At 50.6% G+C, this 23,886-nt stretch carries 20 protein-coding genes; 11 read left to right on the forward strand and 9 right to left on the reverse strand.

Going from position 1 to position 23,886, the window contains the following annotated elements:
- Positions 1 to 131: 131 nt before the first annotated feature.
- Together EPA93_RS47830 and EPA93_RS47835 are read left to right on the forward strand one after the other, a co-directional pair.
- The gene (locus EPA93_RS47830; protein WP_129894335.1) at positions 132 to 1,223 is read left to right on the forward strand and encodes a ParM/StbA family protein; all 1,092 of its coding nucleotides are present in this window, start codon (positions 132 to 134) and stop codon (positions 1,221 to 1,223) included.
- Between the two features lie 117 nt (positions 1,224 to 1,340).
- Positions 1,341 to 1,718 (forward strand): hypothetical protein, encoded by a 378-nt coding sequence (locus tag EPA93_RS47835; protein ID WP_129894336.1) that lies wholly within the window; start codon positions 1,341 to 1,343, stop codon positions 1,716 to 1,718.
- Between the two features lie 226 nt (positions 1,719 to 1,944).
- Here the strand turns inward: EPA93_RS47835 and EPA93_RS47840 are convergent, their stop codons facing one another.
- From EPA93_RS47840 to EPA93_RS47850, 3 genes are all read right to left on the reverse strand, one after another.
- A complete protein-coding gene (locus EPA93_RS47840) occupies positions 1,945 to 3,105 on the reverse strand; it encodes an MFS transporter (protein WP_165423886.1) in 1,161 nt (386 codons plus the stop codon).
- Positions 3,106 to 3,297: 192 nt separating this feature from the next.
- Positions 3,298 to 3,972, reverse strand: coding sequence for a tRNA (guanosine(46)-N7)-methyltransferase TrmB (gene trmB / locus EPA93_RS47845; protein WP_129894338.1), 675 nt, complete (start codon positions 3,970 to 3,972; stop codon positions 3,298 to 3,300).
- 123 nt (positions 3,973 to 4,095) lie between these two features.
- Positions 4,096 to 4,695 carry a TetR/AcrR family transcriptional regulator gene (locus tag EPA93_RS47850; protein WP_165423887.1) on the reverse strand — a complete coding sequence of 200 codons (600 nt, stop codon included), beginning with the start codon at positions 4,693 to 4,695 and terminating at the stop codon, positions 4,096 to 4,098.
- Between the two features lie 209 nt (positions 4,696 to 4,904).
- Here EPA93_RS47850 and EPA93_RS47855 point away from each other — a divergent pair, with 209 nt between their 5' ends.
- The 3 genes from EPA93_RS47855 (at position 4,905) to EPA93_RS47865 (ending at position 7,270) form a co-directional block, all read left to right on the forward strand.
- Positions 4,905 to 5,864, forward strand: coding sequence for an NADP-dependent oxidoreductase (locus tag EPA93_RS47855; RefSeq protein WP_207229390.1), 960 nt, complete (start codon positions 4,905 to 4,907; stop codon positions 5,862 to 5,864).
- Positions 5,865 to 6,233: 369 nt separating this feature from the next.
- Positions 6,234 to 7,070: a COG4280 domain-containing protein gene (locus EPA93_RS47860; protein WP_129894340.1), complete on the forward strand. Its 837-nt coding sequence runs from the start codon at positions 6,234 to 6,236 to the stop codon at positions 7,068 to 7,070.
- On the forward strand, positions 7,067 to 7,270 hold the full coding sequence (locus tag EPA93_RS47865) for a hypothetical protein (protein ID WP_129894341.1): 204 nt from the start codon (positions 7,067 to 7,069) through the stop codon (positions 7,268 to 7,270). The genes EPA93_RS47860 and EPA93_RS47865 overlap by 4 nt, the downstream gene beginning before the upstream one ends.
- A gap of 61 nt (positions 7,271 to 7,331) precedes the next feature.
- Here the strand turns inward: EPA93_RS47865 and EPA93_RS47870 are convergent, their stop codons facing one another.
- A complete protein-coding gene (locus tag EPA93_RS47870; RefSeq protein WP_129894342.1) occupies positions 7,332 to 7,955 on the reverse strand; it encodes a Chromate resistance protein ChrB in 624 nt (207 codons plus the stop codon).
- 189 nt (positions 7,956 to 8,144) lie between these two features.
- Between EPA93_RS47870 and EPA93_RS47875 the strand changes: the two genes are divergently transcribed.
- The 6 genes from EPA93_RS47875 (at position 8,145) to EPA93_RS49450 (ending at position 14,767) form a co-directional block, all read left to right on the forward strand.
- The gene (locus tag EPA93_RS47875) at positions 8,145 to 8,873 is read left to right on the forward strand and encodes a FadR/GntR family transcriptional regulator (RefSeq protein ID WP_165423888.1); all 729 of its coding nucleotides are present in this window, start codon (positions 8,145 to 8,147) and stop codon (positions 8,871 to 8,873) included.
- Positions 8,874 to 8,951: 78 nt separating this feature from the next.
- Positions 8,952 to 9,845: a fumarylacetoacetate hydrolase family protein gene (locus EPA93_RS47880; RefSeq protein ID WP_129894344.1), complete on the forward strand. Its 894-nt coding sequence runs from the start codon at positions 8,952 to 8,954 to the stop codon at positions 9,843 to 9,845.
- Positions 9,846 to 9,880: 35 nt separating this feature from the next.
- Positions 9,881 to 10,933 (forward strand): zinc-dependent alcohol dehydrogenase, encoded by a 1,053-nt coding sequence (locus EPA93_RS47885; protein ID WP_129894345.1) that lies wholly within the window; start codon positions 9,881 to 9,883, stop codon positions 10,931 to 10,933.
- Positions 10,934 to 10,951: 18 nt separating this feature from the next.
- Positions 10,952 to 12,127, forward strand: coding sequence for a mandelate racemase/muconate lactonizing enzyme family protein (locus EPA93_RS47890; protein WP_129894346.1), 1,176 nt, complete (start codon positions 10,952 to 10,954; stop codon positions 12,125 to 12,127).
- Between the two features lie 589 nt (positions 12,128 to 12,716).
- Positions 12,717 to 13,928 carry an MFS transporter gene (locus EPA93_RS47895; RefSeq protein WP_165423889.1) on the forward strand — a complete coding sequence of 404 codons (1,212 nt, stop codon included), beginning with the start codon at positions 12,717 to 12,719 and terminating at the stop codon, positions 13,926 to 13,928.
- Between the two features lie 188 nt (positions 13,929 to 14,116).
- A complete protein-coding gene (locus EPA93_RS49450) occupies positions 14,117 to 14,767 on the forward strand; it encodes a metallopeptidase family protein (RefSeq protein WP_207229391.1) in 651 nt (216 codons plus the stop codon).
- 63 nt (positions 14,768 to 14,830) lie between these two features.
- On the opposite strand, the gene EPA93_RS47905 is transcribed toward EPA93_RS49450, so the two are convergent.
- The 5 genes from EPA93_RS47905 to EPA93_RS47925 form a co-directional block, all read right to left on the reverse strand.
- Entirely contained in the window at positions 14,831 to 16,594 is a 1,764-nt protein-coding gene (locus EPA93_RS47905; protein WP_165423890.1) for a zinc ribbon domain-containing protein, read from the reverse strand.
- 146 nt (positions 16,595 to 16,740) lie between these two features.
- A complete protein-coding gene (locus tag EPA93_RS47910; protein ID WP_129894349.1) occupies positions 16,741 to 17,991 on the reverse strand; it encodes an MFS transporter in 1,251 nt (416 codons plus the stop codon).
- A 162-nt stretch (positions 17,992 to 18,153) separates the two neighbouring features.
- Positions 18,154 to 21,426, reverse strand: coding sequence for a winged helix-turn-helix domain-containing protein (locus tag EPA93_RS47915; protein ID WP_129894350.1), 3,273 nt, complete (start codon positions 21,424 to 21,426; stop codon positions 18,154 to 18,156).
- Between the two features lie 123 nt (positions 21,427 to 21,549).
- Complete coding sequence (locus EPA93_RS47920) at positions 21,550 to 22,305, reverse strand: hypothetical protein (protein WP_129894351.1); 756 nt, start codon at positions 22,303 to 22,305, stop codon at positions 21,550 to 21,552.
- A gap of 423 nt (positions 22,306 to 22,728) precedes the next feature.
- Positions 22,729 to 23,478 (reverse strand): arylamine N-acetyltransferase family protein, encoded by a 750-nt coding sequence (locus tag EPA93_RS47925; RefSeq protein ID WP_129894352.1) that lies wholly within the window; start codon positions 23,476 to 23,478, stop codon positions 22,729 to 22,731.
- Between the last annotated feature and the right edge of the window lie 408 nt (positions 23,479 to 23,886).

Here is a 23,886-nt window from a genome sequence, read left to right on the forward strand (position 1 = left end):
ATCGGAAAGGTTCGAAATGACTGCAGTTGTTGAAGTATGATCACCGTTTTCCAGGGACAGAATCGGAACAAGTGGGTAAGAGACGTAACAAGTTAGAACTAGTTCTCTCTATCTGACAGGAAGGAGTCAACATGAAATGGTACGCCTACGGGCATGATTTTGGCAACTCGGAGATTGGCGGTGCTGTACACGCAAGCGGTGCAACTGCACCACGCACCATGAGTATTCCTACGGCAGTGGCCAAAGTAGATGTTCAGGCCATGCGTAGTCTGGGTGTTCAGATTAATGGATCAGAGCATCATCTCATTCACCTGGAAGGGGATGAATTTACTTATGCCATTGGCGACCTGGCTCTCTTGCAAGGAGGGCGTGATATCTGGAACGGGCGCAGTGATATTAGCCGCTATGCAAGCAAGCATAGCTTACGTGGCCTGCTTACAGTTGCCTCTTCCCTCATTACTGATCGCGAGTTTGGCCTTGCCGTCGTGGCAGGATTGCCAACCGAAACCTTCGTTAAAAACCCACAGCTGCGTGAACAGATAAAAAAGCAGCTTTCGGGAACTTATACGTTCAGTACGGATCAGGGAAAAAGCTGGCGCAAAGCCGTCGTCGAGATCGAAGCAGTTGTTATGGAAGGAGCAGGAGCGCTTATCTACTATGGAGAGAAAGATAATAAAAAGGATACCGCGGTGATCGATATTGGCGGGCGCACAACTGATCTGTACGTCTCGCGTGGGCAAGTTCCACTGATCGAGCTCTGCCGTGGCAAAGCAATCGGCGTGGAATCTGCTGCCCTTCTGCTCAAAGAGTCCTGTGAGCAGAAGTATGATTGCACCCTTTCTGATCTGGAGACCAGGCAAATTTTGCGTGCCTATCTCTCTGGCGAGAAAGGATCTTATCCAGAAATTACTGTCTATGGGAAGGCCGTGAGCCCAACGCAATTGGCGCAGCTGAGTAAGCATGCCGTGGAAGAAGTTGGACAAGAGATTCTATCCTTTGTGGCGGCAGCCTGGAACGAGAACGAGCAGGGCAAATTTGGCTCGCGTTTCCGCTCGGTTCTCAATATTGGCGGCGGAGTCTTTTACTTCCACCGGCTCCTCAAGGAACGCATTCCCCATCTCTCACGGCCAAGCGACCCGGTGCATGCAAATGCTCTGGGCTATTGTACGCTGGCCGGTTTCCAGCTCAAGAAGCGCAAGAGCAATGCAACAGCAACGGCCTAAGGTATTCTCAAGAGAACGAGTTGTGTGTGAGTAAATCGGAAAGAGAAGTGATGAAGCGCGCCCAACGCTTTTTCTCGCTCCGCTTTGAGGATACTAAACTAGAAGGGGATTGTTGCTATGGGCAAGGATAGCGCCAAGTATCGCTATATTGAAGCCGCGATTCTACGCGGCTCGCCCACACTGATGAGCATCGAGAAAGATGCTGCCGAGCACCATATGAGCGAGCATATGGGCAAGCTCCTCGCGCTGCGTATTGCCGATTATTATAAGCTTGCTGAAGCGCTGGGAACCTATTCTGTAGAAGGGATACTGGCTACACTCTCCTATGGCTCTCGGCTTCTGATGAATGCGCCGGTACAGAGGCAAGTGGAAAGAGATCATTCTCTGCTCGCGGAAGAAGCTCATCCGCAGCTACAAGAGGAGATTACGATCTTGCCGGCAGATGATCCAGAAGAGAACGCGAGTATGGCAAGCGAATATTGGAACACTCTATAAGTGAGACAGAATCAGGAGTCACGGCATTAGCACGTGGCTCCTGTTTGTACAAAGTCGATAATGCTTTTTATCAAAGCTTTCTATTCTGATCTTGAGGTTAAGGCCCTTGATAATATACTGTTGGGTAATAATGCATACCAAGGCCTATGTTCATATGTTTGCAGAGAAGCCTAACGCTTTTTGGCTTGCAGGCAAGCGTGAGGGGTGACGACGATCATAGTATGCGCTAACTTTCCTTGATGGGAGAGCGATACAATGTATGAGACAACATAACGATGACAAGGCTGAGCAAGGCAATCAGGCCAAGGGCAACGGGCAAAGAAAAGAGCTCAGCCACCTGGCCAATTACGGGCGGGCCAACGAGCGAGCCTGTATAAGCTATAGTGGCGACAGTGGCTAGTGCCAGGCCCGGTGTGAAGCCAGGAGTGCGACTGGCAGTGCTAAAGACCAGCGGAGCAACACAGGCCAGGCCAGCCCCGACGCAGGCAAAGCCGATCAGTGCTATAACAGGATCACGAAAAAATAGGGCCAGGCCTAGTCCCAGGGCAGAGAGAAGACCACCCAGGCGAGCCTGTGTGACCGAGCCAAGTCGTCTTGTCAAATAATCTCCACTCAGGCGTGCAATAGTCATTGTAAGAGAGTAAAGGGCAAATGCCAGCGCGGCCAATCCTGTACTGGTGCCTAGCGAACCGTGCAGATAGACGCCGCTCCAATCTGCTACCGCCCCTTCACTAAGATAAGAGCAGAAGCCAATAAGCCCTAGCCCTAACAGTGCTTTCGATGGACGCGCGAAGAGCGGAGTTTTGCTATCAGATGGTGCCTCAGATGGTAAAAGCCAGCGACTGGCGAGTAGAATCAGCAGCGTTAGCAGGATGCAGATAAGCGAGAAGTGGACTAGTGGCGTAATATTCAGCCAGGCCATAAGGCTTCCACAGCTAGCACCAACCAGGCTGCCGACGCTCCAGAGGCCGTGAAAAGAGGACATAATGGGCTTTTTATATAGTACCTCTAGAGCCGCTGCCTGAGCGTTCATGGCCACATCGGTGATGCTGCTACTAGCTCCGAGGAGAGCCAGGGAGAGCCATAGAAGCGGCAGATTTGGAGCGAGCGCGGGAAGAATCAGAATAATGCAGCAAAAGATGGCAGGAATAATAGTGGTTACGCGGCTACCCAGGCGAACAATGAGCCAGCCGACGATAGCAAAAGCCCCAAGTGCTCCGGTTGCTTGCCCCCAGAGGGCGATACCAAGGGCTCCCGGTTGGAGCTGAAGTTGCTGTTGTATAGTTGGAATGCGCGAGGCCCAACTGGCGAGAATCACCCCATTGATGAAAAATATGAGCGAAATGGCTATACGTGCGGTTAGCAGGGACGCTGGCTTTGTGGACAAAAGATTCCTCCTTGAAATATTGGAAAAGGTTAATAACCGTCTCTCGCTGCTGATAGAGAGGGGGGACTCCTGAACTGTACCACGCGGCAACGCCTTTTTTCAAGGCGAATGCTTTCTGGTGCGAACTTGTGGGTAGCCTATGTGCCCAGCATTGTAAGCAGATATGGGCAAAGGGAGCATGTGGAGGTCAAACTAACGCTTGCGGTATTCAAAGCGATAGATGGTTTCTCCATAGTCTTCCCATAGTCGCTGGAAATGTGAACGTACCGTACCAGAGAATCCAATCAGATAGCGCTCAGGGTGCGTTTTTATAAAACGGGGATCTGCTTCAATGATCTGCAACATGTCAAGAAAAAACTCCTCAACATCTGTCATGACACTGAGCGTACCGCTGGGGACAAGTGTGCTATCTAAAGTATCAAGAAAGGCTTGATTGAAGATGCGTCTCTTGCGGCATTTCGGCTTGAGATGAGGATCAGGAAAATGGAGATAAACAGCTTGTAGAGACTGTGGAATGAGCAATGGAGTCATGTGTTGAAAGTCTGCATGCAAAAATTTAATGTTGCTGAGCTCCAACCTGGCTGCCAACTCAATTGCCTTTTCCAGGGATTTGCGCGCGATATCAACGCCTATAAAGTTACAGCCAGGCAGCTGATGCGCAAGATGGCAAAGCTGCTCGGCACTGCCGCAGCCAACTTCCAACTCTAGCGGCGCATCGTTGCCAAAAAAAGGACGAGATGCCATCTTAGGAAAGACGCTACTGTCGCGGTGGAGCTGCTCAGGAGACAGACTAAGCAGATAGCGGGTGATAAGCTCTTGATCGAGTAGCTGCGCTCTTGTAAAGCGTAGAAATGTTCTTCTTGGCATAGCCTCTCTATCTATCTCAATGGAAGCTCGGAAATGTTGATGAACTTATCTTACCATAAAAAGCTCCCCCTGATTGCGTTTGCTTGTTTGAAGCGAAGAGTTGTACGATATCTCGGCGAAACCTTAAGTAGTAAAGGCGGTTGGAACAAACTGAGCTATCCCCTCTGTGATCACAAGCAGAACCTCCCTTGCGATTTGCTCTGAGGATGCTGAATCATTCTCTTGACTCCATTGTAGTGCGGCCCCAAATATAGACCAACTCATAAATCCGGCTAGCGTTTCTACGCGAACCTCTATCTGTCTTTCTCTAGCGCGGTGGTACTTCAGCCAGTTCAGGAAGAACCTGTATAGCTCCTCCTGGACCGCATGTTTTAGCAGTGGGTCAATAATGTCAAATGGGGAGCAATTGTGATACATGCTCTTAAAATATTCAAGAACTGCCTGAATAAGCGCATAGAGAATATGCCTGTTCCATTGAGGCGCAGGCGGGAACATACCTTCTATGAGGCTGCGAAACTGCTCGTGGAGGATCTCTTCTAAGAGCGCGTACTTATCGGCGAAGTGTGCATAGAAGGTTCCTCGATTGAGGTTAGCGCGTTCTGTAATCTCCTGGATGTTCATCGCTGTGAAACCCTTCTCTTGCATAATATCAAGAAAAGCCTGCTGCAGAAGCTGGCGAGTTCGTTGGACACGTCTATCCACACCTTTAGAGGGAGTTGCCACGGCATCCTTCCTTTCTATCATTGAGCTTTGCTAGAGACCGCTGGGTAGGCTACTATTTTTCCGACAAACCCCCCTGAATGTTCCCTAACCCACAAAAGCCTACGACTGTTTATTGTCGGTGCTCTTACCTCAGTCTACTATTGTATCTAACGGGTACGTGCTAAGGCAAAGCAACCTGTAGTATCCATGGATTGAAGAAAGGAATAATTATGAATACTGATCTGGCTCCAACGATGAAAGCAATACAGTTCTATACTTATGGAGGCCCTGACGTCCTGTTGTATGAGGACACGTCTCGGCCAGTTCCAGGATCGGGAGAGGTTCTTGTCAGGATCTATGCTGCAGGAATTAACCCTGGCGACTGGATAATACGTTCAGGCTTAAGTCAGAATGCCGGCCTGCACATCGATTTTCCCTATATTCCAGGCTTCGATATATCAGGTGTTGTCGAAGAGGTGGGCGCTGGTGTCACAGAATTTCAGCGAGGAGAAGCAGTCTATGGTATGACCCAGAGTGGTGGTGCTTACGCAGAGTATGCAGTTGCGCCAGTCGGTCAGTTAGCCCGAAAACCTTCATCTATAAATCATGTGCAGGCCGCTGGCGTGCCAATGTCGGCATTCACAGCCTGGCGCTCGCTGTTTATACAAGCCCAGATGAAAGCAGGACAAACAGTGCTGATCAATGGAGCCGCCGGCGGAGTTGGACATTTTGCCGTCCAGCTAGCAAAACGGGCAGGGGCTAGAGTGATTGGCGTCGCATCTGGCCGGCATGCCGAATTTTTATTAGAAATGGGCGTTGATCAACATATCGATTATACGAATGTCTCTGTAGAAGATGTAATTAAGAATGTTGATCTTGTTGTTGATACAGTGGGCGGAGAAAATGGGTATCGGTTGCTGAAAGCGCTAAAACCTGGAGGGATATTGGTACCCACAGTCGGAGGTACATACATCAGTAGAGATAACGGACGTAGCGATGTGTTTGTGCGAGATGTGCTTCTTACAGCCGTTACTACGGCCCAGTTAATGAAAATCAGTAGACTCATAGATGCGGGAGACTTACATGTAATTATTGACGCAACTTTTCCTCTGGCCCAAGCGCGGCAAGCTCATGAAGTGCTGGGAAATCAGCATGCTCGTGGGAAAACAATTCTGCGAGTTCGGGAATGAAGTAGCCAGTTGATCTTCATGGTTTCCATGTTTATGCGAGCTGGCAAGGTGGATAAATGAACATGGGAGCCAGTTTCTATGCTAAATCTGTCTGACCTCAACAAGAGGATAGAGGCTGAGAGCATATGTGAACCATGGAATGATACGCTTTTGCTTGTCCAATCCTGGTTGCTGAGCAACGATGTTTGTAAGCTCAAATGTGCTGATAGAGAGGAAGCGAGTTGAGGAGAGACATAGATGTAAAACTTGTTACAATTAGCAAGTGTTACACTGAAAAATATGTTACAATAGTAGCGGAAAGTTAGATTTGGACTCTGGCTCTCCCCATAGGGATTTATCAATGGCGAAGAGAGAAAAGAGGATCGCTACATGCAATGGACAGTGATGACGGCTGCGTTTCTGGCTTCCGCAGTCGAATTTGTTGAAGCATTTACTATTGTACTGGTTGTAGGTGTAACCATTAACTGGCGTAGCGCGATTGTTGGCACGATTGCTGCCGTGATTGCTCTGGCGGCCATTATTGCCGTGTTTGGTACGGCGATCGTACGTTATGTCCCGATCGATATTCTGCGCCTGGTTGTTGGCAGTATTCTTGTTCTATTTGGTTTGAAATGGCTCAAGAAAGCCATTCTGCGCTATAGTGGATTGAAAGCACTTCATGACGAAGAGGCCATTTTTGAGGAGACCATGGCCGAATTACGGGCCCGCGGGGAGGCAATTACGCCAAGTTTGCAGCCCTCGGCAGTGGCACTCTCTTTTAAGTCAGTTTTTCTGGAGGGTCTTGAGGTAGCCTTTATCGTCATAACCTTTGGCAGTAATGCCTCAACTGCGCTATGTAGCGGTAGCTGTAGCATCGGCGGTATTGGCTCGGCAGCTATCGGAGCTGGCGTGGCAGGCATTTTGGTAGTACTCGTAGGAGCCTTAGTGCGCGCCCCGCTAAAGCAGGTTCCAGAGAATACGCTCAAGTTCATAGTGGGTATTATGCTTACCACATTTGGGACATTTTGGACCGTAGAAGGCTTTGGCGCAGCCTGGCCGTTTGCGTCTGCCTTGCCGTTACCTGATGCCTTTATCCCGATCCTGGCTGTGGTCTATCTTTTGGCTTCATTTGGACTCATAGTCTGGCTCAAAGGAGTCAAGCAACGTCAGCATAGCGAGATGGAAGCTGTGGCTATGGTGCATGCCGAGAAAGGGGTTCAGCCGTGAAGATAATTAAAGCAGTTTATGACTTTCTGGTTGGTGATCCAATAATTCTGACCGGGGTTGTTGTGGCGCTAGTTGTCCTGGCAATTCTTAACCAGGTAACCGCTTTGAGATCCCTGCAAATTATCTCGGGTCCGCTGCTCGTTCTTGCTGTGCTGGTTGTACTGATTGCCTCATTGAGGCGAGAGATAAGGCCTAAGTAGGAGGCCTCAATGATATGCTGGATAAGGAGTCAGACTATCCAGCATATCCTGGCTGATGGGCTCATGGCTGTTGGGACGTTCTACGATCGGCCCTGCGTGGATAGAGACGCTTTTTCCCAGCATCCGGGGCAAATTCGTGCGACTCGTCTGCTTCCTGCTGTAAAAATACTTTCTCTTCAAATTCCTCAAGCAGTTTCTCGCAGCGCTCAATGCTATGGAGAGCGTCGTCGCGACGGGCGGCGCCGAACCAATCTCGTTCTACAACCCGATCATACCAACGACGTATCTTGTCAAGTTCCTGATGAATCTCTTCAGCTTCGGCATAAGTAAAATTCTGGCGAAAGGTTTCGAACTCTATCTCCTTAGTGAAGTTAACTTCACAGTTTTCGATGATTTCGTCATACTGAAGATTACTCTGGGCCAGAAAACCTTCAACGATCTTAGTTTCCTCCTCAGAAGGCAAGCTGTTGACGGGTAAAAGGTGATAGCTACCTCCTAAGCTAGCAATGCGTTCAGTAATGCGCTGAAGAGATGTAAGGAGCGGTTCTGTAGTCGGTAGGATACAGACGCTTTGCTGTAAATAAAGGGCTCCAATGCGCTTTAGTTCACGCCAGATACTTACACGGGCTGCCGATGGCTGGCTGGGTACCTGGTAAATTAACACGTGATAGTGTTGTTCGCCCATGGTTTCTTCTCTTTTCTAAGTAGCTCCATTGCTCTCTATCGTACCATAATGGGTCAATGATTTTCTTCAATATATACCAGTATAGGGGGAGCAAGCATTGGCTTGCCGAGATTGCAAAGCTTGACAAAGCTCTCTTTCTCTGGTACGTTTTGGACAAGTCATCTTACCAATTTATGGAGGATGTGTTGGATGGAACAAGCTTTTCCAGCCATACCCAGGACAGCAGTGGCCGAAGATATTGTGGCGCATTTGCTACGCTTGATCCGGGAGAAACAGCTTCGTCCAGGAGATAAGCTTCCACCGGAGCGTGAGTTGGCGGCTATGCTCAGGGTGAGTCGCCCTTCGCTGCGTGAGGGATTGCGTACGCTCTCAATTATGAAAGTCGTGGAGCTGCGCCACGGCTCTGGAACATATATCACCTCTTTAGAGCCCGAGACGCTTGTAGAACACCTCGATTTTGTCTTTGCGCTGGATGACTCAACTTATCAGCAGCTTTTTGAGGCACGTAAAGTCCTGGAGCCTGGGATCTGTGCTCTGGCCGCTCAGCACATTACTGAGGAGGAATTGGGAGAGCTGGAAAGGTGCTTGCAACGCTCTCAAGTTGGATTGGCTGAGCCAGAAACATATTTACAGGCCGATCTGGATTTGCACGCTATCATCGGACGCGCGGCGCGCAATCCCCTCCTCTGGCGCTTTATGGTCAGTATTCAGCATCTTGGCCGTGCGAGCCGGGAGCGGACCGTTGTCTTACCGGGAGTTGTGCAACAAACTTTTCAGGATCACCAGGCGATTGTCTCAGCTTTGCGAACCCATCAAGCAGAGCTAGCTCGTGAAGCTATGCTTATCCATCTTGAGCATATCGAGCAACGCCTGAAACAGAGCCAGCTTGCAGATCAAGGAGATCGCCAGCCTGGATAGAATACTCGTTTCTGGCCCTGGCTTAGTCTATGTTAGAGAACGAGACAGGACCAGCAAGCCCTAAAGGAGTGTTAATTTATGCGTTTACTCACTTTCCAATCCCCTTCTGGCCTACGTTTAGGTATGCAATCAGCCGCTGGTATTGTAGATGTGTCAGCGGCCAGCACGGCTTTGAAATCAGCTCTTGCGGGAGAGTCTGTTCCCACTACATTAGAAGAGTTATGTAGTGGAGAAGAAGCCTCGCTGCAGGGGTTTAGACGGCTGGCAGAGCTGACCGCCAGCGAGCAGAGCGCTTCCTGGCTGCTTGCAGAGGCTTCTTTGCAGCCTGGTCCCTGTGTTCCGCGCCAGGGAAAAATTATTTGTGTGGGGCTCAACTATCGGAAGCACGCAGCCGAGTCGGGGATGGCCGTGCCGGAATCGCCGGTGCTTTTCCCCAAATATGCAAACTCGCTGGCGGCCTCTGGAGAGGCGATTCCGCTGTCCACTAATGCTAGAGAGTACGATTACGAGGTAGAGCTGGCCCTGGTCATTGGTCGCATAGCACGCAATATCAGGGTCGAAGAGGCGTTGGGCTACGTGTTGGGCTATTGTAATGCCAATGATCTAAGCGCTCGTGATTTACAGTTTCGGACGAATCAATGGCTTCTAGGTAAAGCGCTCGACAAGTTTCTACCGGTTGGCCCCTATCTGGTTACTGCCGATGAGGTTGGCGATCCTCAGAAGTTGCGCTTGCGCTGCTGGGTCAATGGTGAAATACGCCAGGATTCGAATACTGCCGATATGATTTTTCCTGTGAACTATCTTGTAAGCTATTTGAGCCAGTATATGACGCTGGAGCCTGGAGATGTAATTGTCACGGGAACGCCGGAGGGCGTTATTTTTGGCAAGAAAGATGTACCCTGGCTGAAGGCAGGAGATGAGGTCACCATCGAAGTTGAGGGCCTGGGCAGGCTTACCAATGTTATGCGCTAATCGAACCAGATGTCCTTGAGGAAAGGAGCAATATTATGGGCAGTACAGCGAGTATGGAAGCCCTGGTCTGGCTAGGGCCACGGACTATGGAGATGCAGACTACAGCAATTCCTCATCTTCAAGCTGGAGAGGTACTGGTTGAAGTTGCTGCCGCCGGGATCTGTGGCTCAGAGCTCAGCGGTTATCTAGGGCAAAATAGCCTGCGCAAGCCTCCCTTAATCATGGGACATGAGGCGGCGGGAAGAATTGTTGGGATTTCGGCAGAGGCACGACTGCGCGATGGAAGCTCTGCTAAAGAAGGAGATCGTGTTGCTTTTAATCCTTTGATTTCTTGCCTGCAGTGTGATCGTTGTCTGGCGGGCTTTCCCAATCTCTGCCGCCAGCGACAACTTATTGGGGTTCATCGTCCCGGCGCTTTTGCCAGTTTTGTAGCTGTGCCTGCGGCCCTTTGCTATCCAGTACCCGCCATGCTTTCTACCTCACTTGCAGCTCTTAGCGAGCCGTTGGCCTGCTCGGTGCGTGCCGTAGCTTTAGCCCAGTTGCAGCCTGAACATAGTTTACTTATCATTGGGGCTGGCCCAATTGGCCTGTTTTGTCTTGTGGCTGCTCGTGCTCTGGGTGTAAAGCGTGTCATGGTTTGTGATATGTCTGCTTCCCGCCTATCCATTGCGCAACGCTGGGGCGCGCAGGAAGTTGTAAATGTGCGTGAGCGGGATGTACTGACGACGGTTCAGCAACTGATTCCTGGGGGTGTTGAGGCCGTCATTGATGCCGTTGGGGCAGATGCCACCAGGGCTCAAGCTGTGCAGGCAGTCGTACCCGGTGGGAATGTCGTATTTATTGGTTTACATGATGAAGCCTCTCCACTGGCAGCAAACTACTTGATCCGACAAGAGATTACGCTCAGGGGCAGCTTCGCGTATACGCCAGCTGATTTTGATCTGGCCTTCGAGCTGCTTACCCAGGGGGCGCTTCAGGAAGAGGGAGACTGGCTAGAGGAACGTTCCTTAGCTGAAGGCGCCAAGGCTTTTGCCCAACTGGTGGCAGGCGAGGTTACAGCTACAAAGATTATTTTACATGTAAACTAAAGATAGGAGGCGCTATCAATGAAGATCACTGCAGTGCGACCTCTTGTGCTTGGTACTCCCTGGCGCAATCTGACGTTTGTTGTCGTGGAGACTGACGAAGGGGTGCATGGAGTTGGCGAAGTGCGCATGGTAAATCATACAGATGCGCTGTTAGGGTACCTACAGGAGGCAGCTAAACATCATATACTAGGTTCAGATCCGTTCAAGATTGAGGACCTTGTACAACGTATGTTCCGGAGAGACTTTGCTCGTCCCAGCGAAATAATGATGTCGGCCATTGCCGTCGTAGAGATGGCTTGCTGGGATATTATGGGCAAGGTCTTGAATGTTCCTGTATACCAGCTGCTTGGTGGTGCTGTGCGCGAGCGCATACCAGCGTATGCCAATGGCTGGTACACGGTAGAACGGTCACCGGAGGAATTTGCCACAGCTGCTAAGAAAGTAACGGCACGCGGGTATCGAGCGTTGAAGGTCGATCCTTTCGGGGCCGGCTTCTATGAGCTGGAGCGCAAGGAGCAGCAGAGGGCTGTGGCACTGATTGAGGCTGTACGTACGGCGGTGGGGCCAGAGATAGATATTTTGATTGAGATGCATGGTCGCTTTAACGCATCAACGGCTATTATGATGATGAATAAGCTGGCCCAATTTTCGCCGGGCTGGTTCGAAGAGCCAGTACCACCGGAAAATCTTGCCGTGCTCAAGCAGGTGAGCGAAGCAACCAGATCGCTGGGTGTGCCTCTTGCTACAGGCGAGCGCCTACATACGGCCTATGAGTTCCGAGAATTGTTTGAATTGCAGGCTGCAGATATTATTCAGGCCGATATTACCCATTCCGGTGGTATTCTGGCGACAAAGAAGCTGGCAGCCTGGGCCGACGCCTACTATATGCTCATTGCTCCCCATAATGTGTGTGGGCCAGTCGGGACCGCGGCGGCCCTTCACCTGGCTGCTTGCACAACTAACTTCAAGATTCAGGAGCATTTTAACGATTTTGCTGATGCCTGGGTTAAGGATGTTGTGAAGGGATTGCCCGAAGTTGACCCGGCGGATGGCTGTTTCCCACTTCCGAATGGTCCAGGGCTGGGTATCGAGCTGAATGAAGACTTTATCGCAGAACACCCGCGCGCTGATGTCTTTTTCGATCTCTTTGCCCAGGATTGGCAATATCGCCAGGTTGCTAAGCCAAAGAACTAAGATATACCACCAGCAATCCTTTTGCTGGTGGTATGCAAAACTCCTGCCCGAAGTCGCTGAAGGGGTATGAGGCCGACTGGATCATGTGAAAAATTGGACGGCAATGCTTGACTGGTCTTTTATCGTCTGTTAGACTCTCCCTAGAAAAGCATTTACTTCTGATCAAAGGATAGAAGCTGTGTTGAAAATTATCTGGAATCTCATCCTCGCAACTGATATTCCCGCATAAGCGATCACGCCGGGCTTGTGCGGGAGGAAAATAGGCAGCAAGAAAGCATATGCCCATCTTAGCAAGATGCGGTAGATTTTTCCTATCCTCCTTGATAATCTTCTCCTTTATGCGTGTATCGCCAGGCATCTCATGTGATGAGGTGAGCCTGCGATAGAGATGCTTTGCGCATTTTTCTTCTCTTCGCCTTCATTCCTGATTCACATGAGCATGCGCTTTTCTTTATGTGATCATGTAGCCAACCTCACAGGAATAAATAAGCTGGGGTCGTCATAGGCCCCAGATATGAATAGCTCATCCAGGCTGTATGGAATGTCTTGCAGCCTGACATGTGGCTCTTCTCTAGAAGCGAAGATTGAGATGAAAGCAAATCTCCAGCAAGAAGAGTTAAGGCGTTTACGCCTGGCTCGCATAGCGATTGTTGTCTTCTTTTTTACAAACGGTTTAATAGCAGCGAGTATGTCAGCGCGTCTCCCAACAATACAAATAAAGCTGGCTTTGTCTCCTGGTCAATTAGGGCTTGCTTTACTAGGGTGTACAGTTGGCGGACTGCTTGCAATGAATATTGGCGGACGAATTGCCCGGCGTTCTGGCAGCCATAGTGTCGTCACTATAGCGGCAATTGTTATGTGCATTACGCTTCCATTACTTGCATTCGCGCCGAATTTGTGGCTCCTTCTCATGGCTCTTATCGGTCTGGGGGCCGGCAGTGGCGCGATGGACGTTACAATGAACATGCAGGCAGCTGAGCTTGAGCGGGCATATGGCCGCCCTATCTTGAGTTCGTTTCATGCCTGCTTTAGCATTGGTAGCCTGCTCGGTGCCACTCTAGGGAGCCTTCTGGCAGCATTACATATAAGCCCTGAGCTTCATTTTCTAGCCGTTGCCGGAGTTACTGTTATGAGCATTATCGGGAGCTCACGTTTTCTCCTGGTAGAAGCTGAGCGGCAAGAAGATACGGCGCAAGTTGGTAGGAAAGCCTCCTCCTTGCGCTTCTCTCCTACGCTGGTAATGCTGGGCTTAATCGCCTTTAGTGCCCTACTTAGTGTAGGCGCTATGTTCGATTGGAGCGCTGTCTACTTGTCTGACACCCTCCATGCGGAGCCTGGCCTGGCCGCTGCAGGTTTCTCAACATTTTTGGTCTGTATGACGCTTGGACGAGCTGTTGGGGATTATCTGACGGCGCGCCTGGGAGCTGCAATGCTTGTTCGTAGTGCCTGTTCGCTGGCAGCCCTTGGTCTGGCCCTGGCCCTGCTGGTGCCATGGGTACCTTTAGCATTTCTTGGTCTGGGTCTGGTAGGGATTGGCCTTTCTGTTCCATTTCCCCTGGTGATAAGTGCGGCTGGACGTCTTTCTAAAAAGCACGGAGGCTCGATTCTCGTAAACATCACGACATGGGGATACTTCGGCATGATCGCCGGCCCTGCGGTAATTGGTTTTGTCGCCGATCGCTTGGGGCTGCGTCTCGCATTAGGCCTGGTGGCACTTCTGTGTGTCATGGCGGCGCTGTGTGCCTCGGCGGTGGCAGACTCGCCAATAAAAGCAGTGGATGAGGGCAGCCTACTCAGCTGAGATCTGCCCTCTATCCTGACATTGGTTCGTGATATGGACGCGCGGGTGGCTTACTTACAAGGCTGATGGTTTCTGATCCTTGCCGGGAACTTAATAGGCTGATTTCTGCGGTTAGTGAGCAGGCCCAAAAATAGGCTATACTAAGAGCATGCGTTCTGTTGAGAGCAACCGGCCAGGAGATAACTAGCATGACGGGCAAGAATATGCACGAAGAACAGGATAGCGTCGAAGAGCAAATCATAGAAGATGTGCAAAAACAGCATGGATCTCCATTTCTTGCGCTGCTCAGCTTTCTCCTGGCTGCTCTCCTCCTGCTCTTCTTCTTCTCTTCTCAGTTTGCTAGCCTGGTCAAGCTGCTATTCCTCGGCGGTGCGCTGCTCTTTGGTATACTGGGTATTATCTTATGTGAGAAACGCTTCTCTAATTCGACCAATTCAGCTATGGAAAACGAACAACATTACGATCAGACCCTCACCGACTTTGAACAGCTGGTCCGCGAGGCTCTCGACGCTATTCCCTCCGAATTTCATGAGCAGATGGATAATCTTGTTGTCCTGGTTGAGGATGAACCAGATTCCGCCCTTATAGAAACTCTCTATGGAGGTAATATATCAGGAAGGGGTTGGCTGCTGGGATTGTATCAAGGCATTCCGCTCACCCAGCAAAGTTACAGCCAGACCCGTCTCCCGGAGCGCATCACCATTTATCAGCGCAACATCGAGCTCTACTGCCAGGGCGACCCCGAGCGTATCCGCGAACAGGTACGCAGCACTGTCTTGCATGAGGTCGCTCATCATTTCGGTATGGACCACCACGATATGCCTATCTGGGTGCGCTGATCCTCACAGCTCGCTATCCATCTACCGTTGCTAAAATCTGATACTATCCTAAGCAATCCTCAGCTATCCACACAATCGCAGGAAAACAGCCCTGGGCTGTGACGATTGCAGGAAAACAGAAGCGAACCAACCAGGATAATAGTAGATCTTTCCCCGAAGGAATCGGGCGGGTGTTTCTCCCGTCGGCGGCAACAGTAACGCCGAACCCGTTGTGGTATACGCAACAGGCTTGACCCGTGGGTCAGAAATCGAGCAAGCCCTCGCCTTGCCCGCCTGTTTCATTTGAACAAGATACGCTACACCCAGTCTCGCAATATTGACGGAGGCGCAATAATCCCGATCCCCATTGTAGGAACAATTGGTGCAATACATCCAACGCCCCCACTTCACCCCCTCTTGGCGATCAGAGGGAGAACGATAGGTGTTTGCGGGCACCCCGCAGCGTGGGCAGGTATGCGAGGTCCCACGGGGCTGGCAGGTGAGGAACCGCAAGCCAACGAGGTGGCACTTATACCGAAGCAGTCGCCAAATTTCGCCTCGGATCGTCGCGTTGGTTCTGTAATTGCGCCAGCGTCCCCGCACGCCTTTGCCACGCCCGGTGGATTTGAGCGTTTTGAGCGACTCCATGGACAAGAGCGAACAATCATGAATCTGACACAGCAGCAGCAACACATTACTTGCCAGATGGGCTAATGCCCGATTCCTCCAGTTGTACTTGCGCCAACAGCGCTCGATTTCGCGTCGATATAGGGCCAACCTCTTCGCGTACCAGAGGCATTTGGAGTCTTCTTCTGGCAAGGCATCGCGTTGCTGTTCGTAGAGAGCCACCTTTTTCTTCAACTCATCAATCTGACGACGAGTGCGAGCTTGTCTGCCATCAAAGTTGCCAGTGTTAAGAAAGAGAGGTTTGCCTACTTGCTCGTTGTGTTCATTGACCGCCGTTGCGGTCAGCAAGGTGTGGATGCCCCAGTCAGCACCTAAGATTCTTTCAACCTGTTCCCAGGTGGGAAGCTCCGTTTTCTCCACCTCGACGATGAAGTCGAGCACAGCGAACCGCTCTCCCTCGGCTCGGCGCTCTTCGCGCAGCGTGGGAGCCATCAGTTCTCCCTCCCAGAGGCGTTCTTTGAGGCACTCGGGCAAGGCAATGATGGTGTCTGTTTTGCGCCAGCGCCAGACTCCTGCTTCGTCTGGATACCGGAACCGAAAGCGTGCCACACCTGCATCCAAATCGAGTGCGAGACGGTAGGCCTGGCCCTTCTCGCGCCCATCATCTCCTGCATAGGAGAGCATTCCGACGGAGAGCACCGGGATGGGTTGCAACTCCTCATAGCTTTGAGGGAACTGATCGTGTTGGAAGAAGTAATTACAGCATTGCTCGACGACATTTTGCAACGTGACAAAACGGGTGTCATCCTCCTCCAGACTCTTTTGCAGGGTGGTAATGGCTTCCTTGATCGCCTGACGGTTTTTGCCTGCTGGTCGCTTGTCCGTTTGGGGGCGGATGAAGCCATCGGAGAGGATGGGGGCGACCACTGCAAACGCTTTCTTCCGCTCAGCTTGCCCACGTAAGAGCCTGCCCACGACTTCACTCTCGCATCTCCACTGACGATCACCGTGCGGTAGCGGGCTTCCGATACACTTGCCGACCTGTTTCCAGGCAGGTCCGGTGCGCTCACTCCCGAAGTCGTCGAGGAAGGGCCAGAGGATGATGAGTGCTTTATTGACCACCATCTTACTTGCATCCAACAAGCGCAAAGCGTCAGCCTGGGCTTCATCCGGCAAGCGCACATCATAGGTCAAGGGCTGGTGGGTACGATTGGTACGCATCGTTCCTCCTTTGACGAACATCTGTCCTCTCCATGAAGTATAGCAGAGATGGAAGCATGGAACAACTCTTTCCACACGAGAAGAAGTTCACGATAGTTGAGCATAGTTCATCAAATCTGGTAACTGTTAGTAACCCTAAACAATGTTCATTGCGCCTGGCTGGATCGGTTTGTTATCTGCTCTTGTGAAGAGGCGATAATAGATGCCTGCCGTTGAGACCACCCACGCACCGAAAACAGCGCAAAGATAAGGCAAGCTATGGATAACGCTAGCAAAAGCAGAACGCTGCTATTTGCGCGCTCAGAAGCGTGTGAGCCAACCTGCCATGACCAGATAAGACTTACGGATATGGGACCGCAAATGAAGCCAAACTGGCGCACGACACCAGATAATGCGCTGGCAGCTCCAAGCGTTTCACGTGGACCAATGCTCATAATTAGCGTAATTAAAGGCCCATACGCGATACCATTTCCCAGGCCAATGACCAGAAGGCGCCAATCCAGATTCAGGGCATCGGTAGGGGTAGCAATCGTTAGCAGCAGAGCCAGCAAACCAAGTAACGTCACGATCCAGCCAATAGGCATCGTTAGGCGAATCCCCAGCGCATCACTAAGATAGCCTCCCACGGGACTGATAATCGCCATGCCGAGCGATGTAACAAGCAGCGTCGTACCTGCCAATGCCAGGCTCTGGTGATGAACCTCTTGCAAGCCAAAGGGCAAGAGATAGGCGAGAGCACCGCTGGCCGAACTAAAGAAAAGTAGGGTGAGAAGCGACCATAAGAAGCGGGAATGGCGTAGAAGATATCCCATCTGACTGAGCCCACTCAACTGAAGCGAGCCAAAACTCACACCAGGAAGGCAGAGCAGCATCAGGATCATCGTAACAAGGACCACCGGCACATTGATCAGGAAGATAGACGGCCAGCCCCAGCTGGCGAGCAAAAGGCCACCAATGCCAGGCCCTGTAACCGAACCTAATGGACCCATTGCCCCAATAAGGCCCATGGCTCGCCCGCGTTCGTGGGGCTCAGCTGCTGCTGCGACAAGAGCGACTCCCTGGGTTCCTAACAGGGCTCCAAAGCTTCCTTGAAGAGCACGGGCAATTAGCAAAAAACTAAAGGATGGGGCCAGAGCGCAGAGAATACTGGCCAGACCAAAACCTCCCACGCCAATAAGCTGAGTAGCTAGAGGTGGCCAACGTGTAATCACCAGACCAAATGGGATCATTAATAGGGTCAGGGGTAAAGAGTAACTGGCTATTACCCAGGACATGGTAGCGTCGGATTGCTGAAACGTTTTCCCCATTATTGGCAATGCCAACCCAACGCCATTCATATCGACTGTGAACATAAAGACTGAGAATCCTATGGCAAGGACAACTCCCCAACGACGCATAAGCAAATCCTCCAAAGACTATCTTTTCTTGAGCGAAAGACAGGTATTCAGGCGTGCCAACAGAATAGCATGTGGGAAACAGAGCATACTTCATCTTCGAGGATGATTAGCTATGTGATAGCTTGATTGTATGTGGCGTGTTGGGGAACCCAGGGAGGACAATCAGAGCAAGCGTAGTTGACGAGCAATGGCAACTGCCGTCGAACGATTATGGACACCAAGCTTGCGGTAAATACTGCGCGTCTGGGTGCGGATAGTATTGATAGAGACCACCATTGCGTGCGCAATTTCGGCATTTGAACGCTCATCAGCAAGCAGCTGCAAGACACGCCGTTCTTGCCTGCTCAGCGGCTCAGGCAGAGAAGCTATCGCGGCCTGTCCTTGTGGAAAGGCTTGCAGGATGCCTTGAAGGTAGGCACGCAGGGGCATCTTATGGAGAGAGCGCAGAAGCGAACTCAAGAGCCTGGCCATTGTCTCGCCCTCATCTAGAAAGGGGCGCAAATAGCCCTCAGCGTAGGTCTGAGCAAGCAATGTGTGTAGGGTTTGTCGAGCCTGGGAACTCTTGCCCAACTTCTCATAGACTAGCGCTAAAAGAGCCTGAGCCTCGAACGATATCCTCTGATGGCCAGCGGGTAGGGCCTGGTTTAGCAGCGCTTGTAATGTTGCCAGCGCTACCTCTTCTCTGCCTTCTAAGTAATGAGCGCGAGCTATAACCAGTCCTCGCTGGGCAGAAGAAAATGGAGGCAGTGCTTCCACGAATTGTGCAGAAGCGGCTGTCCAATGCTGGACCGTGGCCAGATCGTTAGTGGATAGTGAGAGCCGAACTTGCCAGGTAAGCACATCCTGGAAAAGTGGTGAGGCATGATCATATGGTTGTGCTGTTTGAAGATGGGTAAGGAGTGCATTCAAGTGCTGTAATGCTGCTTTTGATTCGCCCCTGGCGTGCTGTATTCTGGTCAGGAGAAGAGTAGCCTGGACCTCATGAAATTCGTAAGCCAGGCTATGGCCGATATCCTTGACCTCTTCAGCCTGCTGTTGGGCAATATCGAGCTCATTATGCTCATAGCAGATGCGTCCCAGGCCAAGTAGTGAGTGGCAAATACTGCCGCTATCGATCTGCTCTCTGGCTTCAACGAGCGCTTGCTGGTAGTACTTACGAGCAAGATGTAGTTTGCCTTGTTCGAAAAACGTAGTTCCAAGCATATTTGCCGTTGTTCTTCTCAGCTTGAAGTACCGATTCTCTGCGGTTTCACACAGAGCAAGAGCTTCCTCTAACATCCTCTGCGCTACATGAACATTTCCTTTAAAGAGCAATTCGGCCTTTCCTACAACGCTCAAACTCAGACTCCGCCAGGTTGTTTGCTCCTCTTTCAACCAACTTAGTGCCTCGCGACCAAAGTGAGCTGCTTGAATGGCATCATCTTGCCGCCAGGCCACAAGGGCGCGCAAAGCGAATACTTCTCCAAGCCTGGGCAGGTTGGCCTCGGCGCGAAAGCTCTGTTCCGCCATCTGCAAGAACTTGCTTAGCAGTAGCTCCGTAGATGGGGTCAGTCGAGGTGAGATAACTACGGATAGAAGGGCAGTTACGTATGTCAGGCAGAGAGTTGGATGCTGCTGGAGGAGCGCCTCGGGGAGCTGTCCTAGCCAGCGATAGAGAGTGTGGTATTCTTTGGCTTGCTGATATGCATATGGAGCAGCCAGATGTCGCTCGATTAAATCTGCGGCACGTGCATGATCCTGAGCTTGAAGGGCGGCCTCTATCGCATCTGTGTAGAGGTTATGTTCTTCATACCAGCGGCAAGCTCGGGCAGAAATGATACGCAATCGATCGTCACCTAAACGGGGACGAGCTTCAGCTTGCATGGCTTCGGCAAAGGGTCCATGATAACGAAACCATGTACCGTTGCTATCGAGTGCCTCTAGAAAAAGATTTGCATGTTCCAGCGTTTCGAGAATGTATTGACTGTTGTTTATCCCTGTTACAGCTGTACAAAGCTGAGCTGTTAAGCGACTAAGGACACTTGTCTGAAGAAGAAACTGTTGCAACGGCTCTGGCTGAGCGTTGAATACCTCGGCAAGAAAATATTCCTGGAAGGCGTGCGGTCCTTTGATAAGGTGCCATAACGGAAGGGTAGTTGGCAATTTCTGATTTTGCGAATACCCATTTCCCGTTGTAAGTGGCAAAAGACCATTCTTCCCGGCACATTGAGATGGGATCGAAATCAGAGAATCTTTAGTTTCCAAGAGCCTGACTGGCTCGCGAAGCGCAACCTGGAGCAGGCGGTGGCCTGCCGCCCAACCTTCCAAATGCATGCTGATATATTGAACTATTTCCGCCGCTGGACGTTCCTGGTAGATGGACTGGAGAAAGCTGGCGGTCTCCTCCTGGGTGAAACGTAGAGCGGAGGTGCGCAATTCAAAGAGGTCATTGCGAGCTCGTAGCCGGATCAGGGGAAGCGGTGGATCATGGCGGCTGATAAGAAGCACATGAAGGCCAGCAGGCAAATAATCAAGGAAGAAAGTTACGGTCTCCTGAAGCCGAGGAGAGGTGATAACCTGATAATCATCAAGGATCAAAATACCTCGCTGCTTGCTTTGGGATAATGAGTTCAAGAGAGTTGTCAAAGCGCTTTCAATAAAGCGCGGCTCAAAAGGAGCTTGAGAAGCGGCATGCAACAGAGATAGGGCTGTATGTACTAAATCTTTATGAAATGTCTGGCAAGCCATAGTGAGATATCGCCAGAAGCGCACAGGATCATTATCTCCCGGGTCCAGCGAGACCCAAGCAACCGGAGGAAAATCTTCCTCTTTGCTGTGCCTTGCGATCCATTGACCTACCAGTGTTGTCTTCCCAAAGCCGGCAGGAGCTGAAATCAGCGTTAGGCGATGCTCCAGGCTTTTATCAAGTAGAGTCAGCAAGCCCTCACGTAAGATGAGCGAAGGGTGTAATTGGGGCAGGTGCAATTTAGGGATGAGCAATGCATCCTGTAGCGAATACGGGAAACTGTTGTGCTGCTGAGGCAGATCTGTTGCCAGCGTGTCTGAGGGTGTTTGTAGAGAACTTGTAGTTTCCAACACTTCTTTATTCTGGGCTTGTCTGACCTTCTCCGGTGAGGACAGCAGAGACTTGGCGGCTGACTCTAAACGTGCGAAGGTAATATCATCTGTGCGCCCAACATACTTTTTGGTCGTACGTTTTCCCACGTGCCGATAGGCATACCAATATCCGCCTTTGCCCCGTGGTCGCGTTTCATTGAGCAAGGTAAGCTGTCCCTCTTTGCCTTGAAAAGAGAAGGATGTATGCAGGGCCAGGCGTTGGTGCCAGTAAGATGTTGCTTCGGGTAATATAGATTTTTCAGCACGCTTTATGTCATGCCAGAGGTACTGCTGCTGCTCCTGCAACCAGATCAGTGCTGCTTGTGTTGTCCTTGTCATAAAGCTGCCTCATAATGAAAAGATTGGTTACCCAACAATTCTGTGAAGAGTATATAATCTGGCGAAACTTAATGCAAGCGTTCCCCAACAACATGAGCAGTATTAAAAGGAGCTAGAAGCGCTCTAGCCCTTGTCCTGAATAGCAACGAATTCGTATAAGAGAGGTTTAAGGCGGGCACCAAGTGTGGTATCGTATTGCTCAATCTCCCTAATTAAACATGCTGTTGCGGCCGAGAGAGCTCGACGCAATTCGGGCTCTTCGAGCGAGCGTACAAGCGTATTGGCAAGTGGATTGGTAACGGCTACGGGAAGCTTATCGACGCCACGTCGGTGAGCAGATCTTTCCCCTAGGCGAATGCACGAGAGCTCAAAGGTGTGATTGCGAATCTCACTGATCCAGTATTCGGCCTGCCATGGTTTGTGGCGCTCGATACTGGAGTGAGCGTGAAGGACATGGTGCCAGCCAAGCCCGATGATATGCCTGATATCGGCTGAGGGAGTGGATTGTAGGCGCTGAGCCTTACCGAAGAGTGTGTGGAAATGTGGGCCATAGGCGCCGAAGTCATCTTCGGGAGTTACCGATACGTCGGCCTCCAGTCCATTCGGTAAAAGGAATACCCGATAGATACTGGACCTCACGTACAGATCAAAATAATCTAGGACGCCAAATTCTTGCGCAAGAGCTTGTGTCCAGTCAGCAATAACCGTTTCAATCGGGTTTCCGCTAGCGATGCCAAAAGTAAGATCGATATCGGACCAGGTATCCTCAGTTCCGGCGGCTGTAGATCCTATGAGCGCGCCGCCAGTGACCCGTGAGTCATTTTGCGCCATTTCCAGAATGTAACTTCGCACGCCATCTCGTTGTCTCAGTGTGAACATGATGACCTCCTGTTGTGTTGTTGGCCAGCTTTATTATAGACCACATATGCATAATGGGGTGGGTCAAATAGGCAGGGCTTTGAGAAAAATATTTCTCCTCAAAAAGATGTCGAAAATAGAACCTGATATCTTGCTGTCAGGTTCCTGATGCGAGTAACGCTAAGCCTTCAGATCCCAACCTCTATAGTATGTAGATGCTAATAAACGCTTGTTGAACAACTCATTATGCGGAGCAGAATACCCCATCAGCTATTCTACTTTAGAGTGTTGTGATATGTCAATACATTGCACTTTTTTAGGATAACAAAAGCGGTACATGTATCGACAGGAGCGCCATTGGCAACCCTTAGCGTAGAGGAGCAACTGCACCTGATCTCTCGTTTCTTGAGAGATGTTATTGCCAATCTTTATTGGTGGCTAAGATTACAAGACAACGCCAAAGCGTTCAGCCAGGGTGTTAAGAAAATCCTCCTCTGAGCTTAAGATGCGTTCCTCCTTGTTTCCATGTATGGTTGTGATCAGGCGCAAGTCTTTAAGCGTGATGCGCCCTGTTGGCATAGCAAGCGAACAGATGCGATTATGGGTAAAATGGGATTCCGGCGAAGTTTGGTAATAGTGGCAGCGCTCTATGAAATCAGAAAGACTATGAGGCTGCAGGGTGAAGCGATACTCGGTTTCCCATAAACCAGCAGCTGTGCGCTTTTGCATGATCCAGTAAGGATGGTTGCGTTGCAAGCGATAGGCTTGTTCGCCTTCGATGTGTTCTAGATCTACTTGTAGCCTTAGTGGACTGCGGAACGAATCGCCATTTCCAACATCGGCTAACCAATCCTCCGCGAGATGTACTAGAAGTGTTGGATGGTCGATCTCGGGGCCAAACTCGTCTGCGGAGTGGGCCATACTGGCTGAGACCATGGTGACATCAAAACCTAGCGCGCGCAATAGGACGGCAAACAAGCCATTGAGTTCGTAGCAGAAGCCACCACGTCTCCGCTTCACAACTTTCTCGTAGAGGGCCTCCTCTTGCAAAACGATGGGCTGATGGTAATGAAGCGAAAGATTCTCGAATGGGACAGCTAGCATATGCGCAGTATGCAATGCCTGTAGTGTCTGAAGTGTTGGCTCAAGTGGACCTTGATAATGCAAGCGTTGAAGGTAAGCATGAATATCCAATATTGTGCTCCTTGACTGGCTGGACTTTTCTGTATATGTTGCCTCTACTATAGGTACTTTCAGGGCCAAAATATAGGCAAAAAGGAAGGATTTTCTGCTTTGCAGACTTAAAAATGAAGCGGTCAGCAGGACTTAGCCTTATAAAATGAGACCAGTAAAGTGGAAATTGATCTGACAGGTTTCAGAAGTTAGAGTAAAATATGTGCCGTATCAAGGCAGGCATACTATTTAACAGCACTTGGTTTTGCAGAGAGCTTTATTCTCAAGAGCGACCATCCTCAGCTAGAAAAGCTTCGAGAGCAGCTTCGCTCAGAACTCTGATAAAGGAACCATTCCAGCGTCTTCAATGTTCTAAATTTGCCGTTCAGCACTGACTAACGTATAGCCAGTGCTGAACGGCGAAACTGG

This window comes from Ktedonosporobacter rubrisoli, assembly GCF_004208415.1.
Lineage (GTDB): Bacteria > Chloroflexota > Ktedonobacteria > Ktedonobacterales > Ktedonobacteraceae > Ktedonosporobacter > Ktedonosporobacter rubrisoli.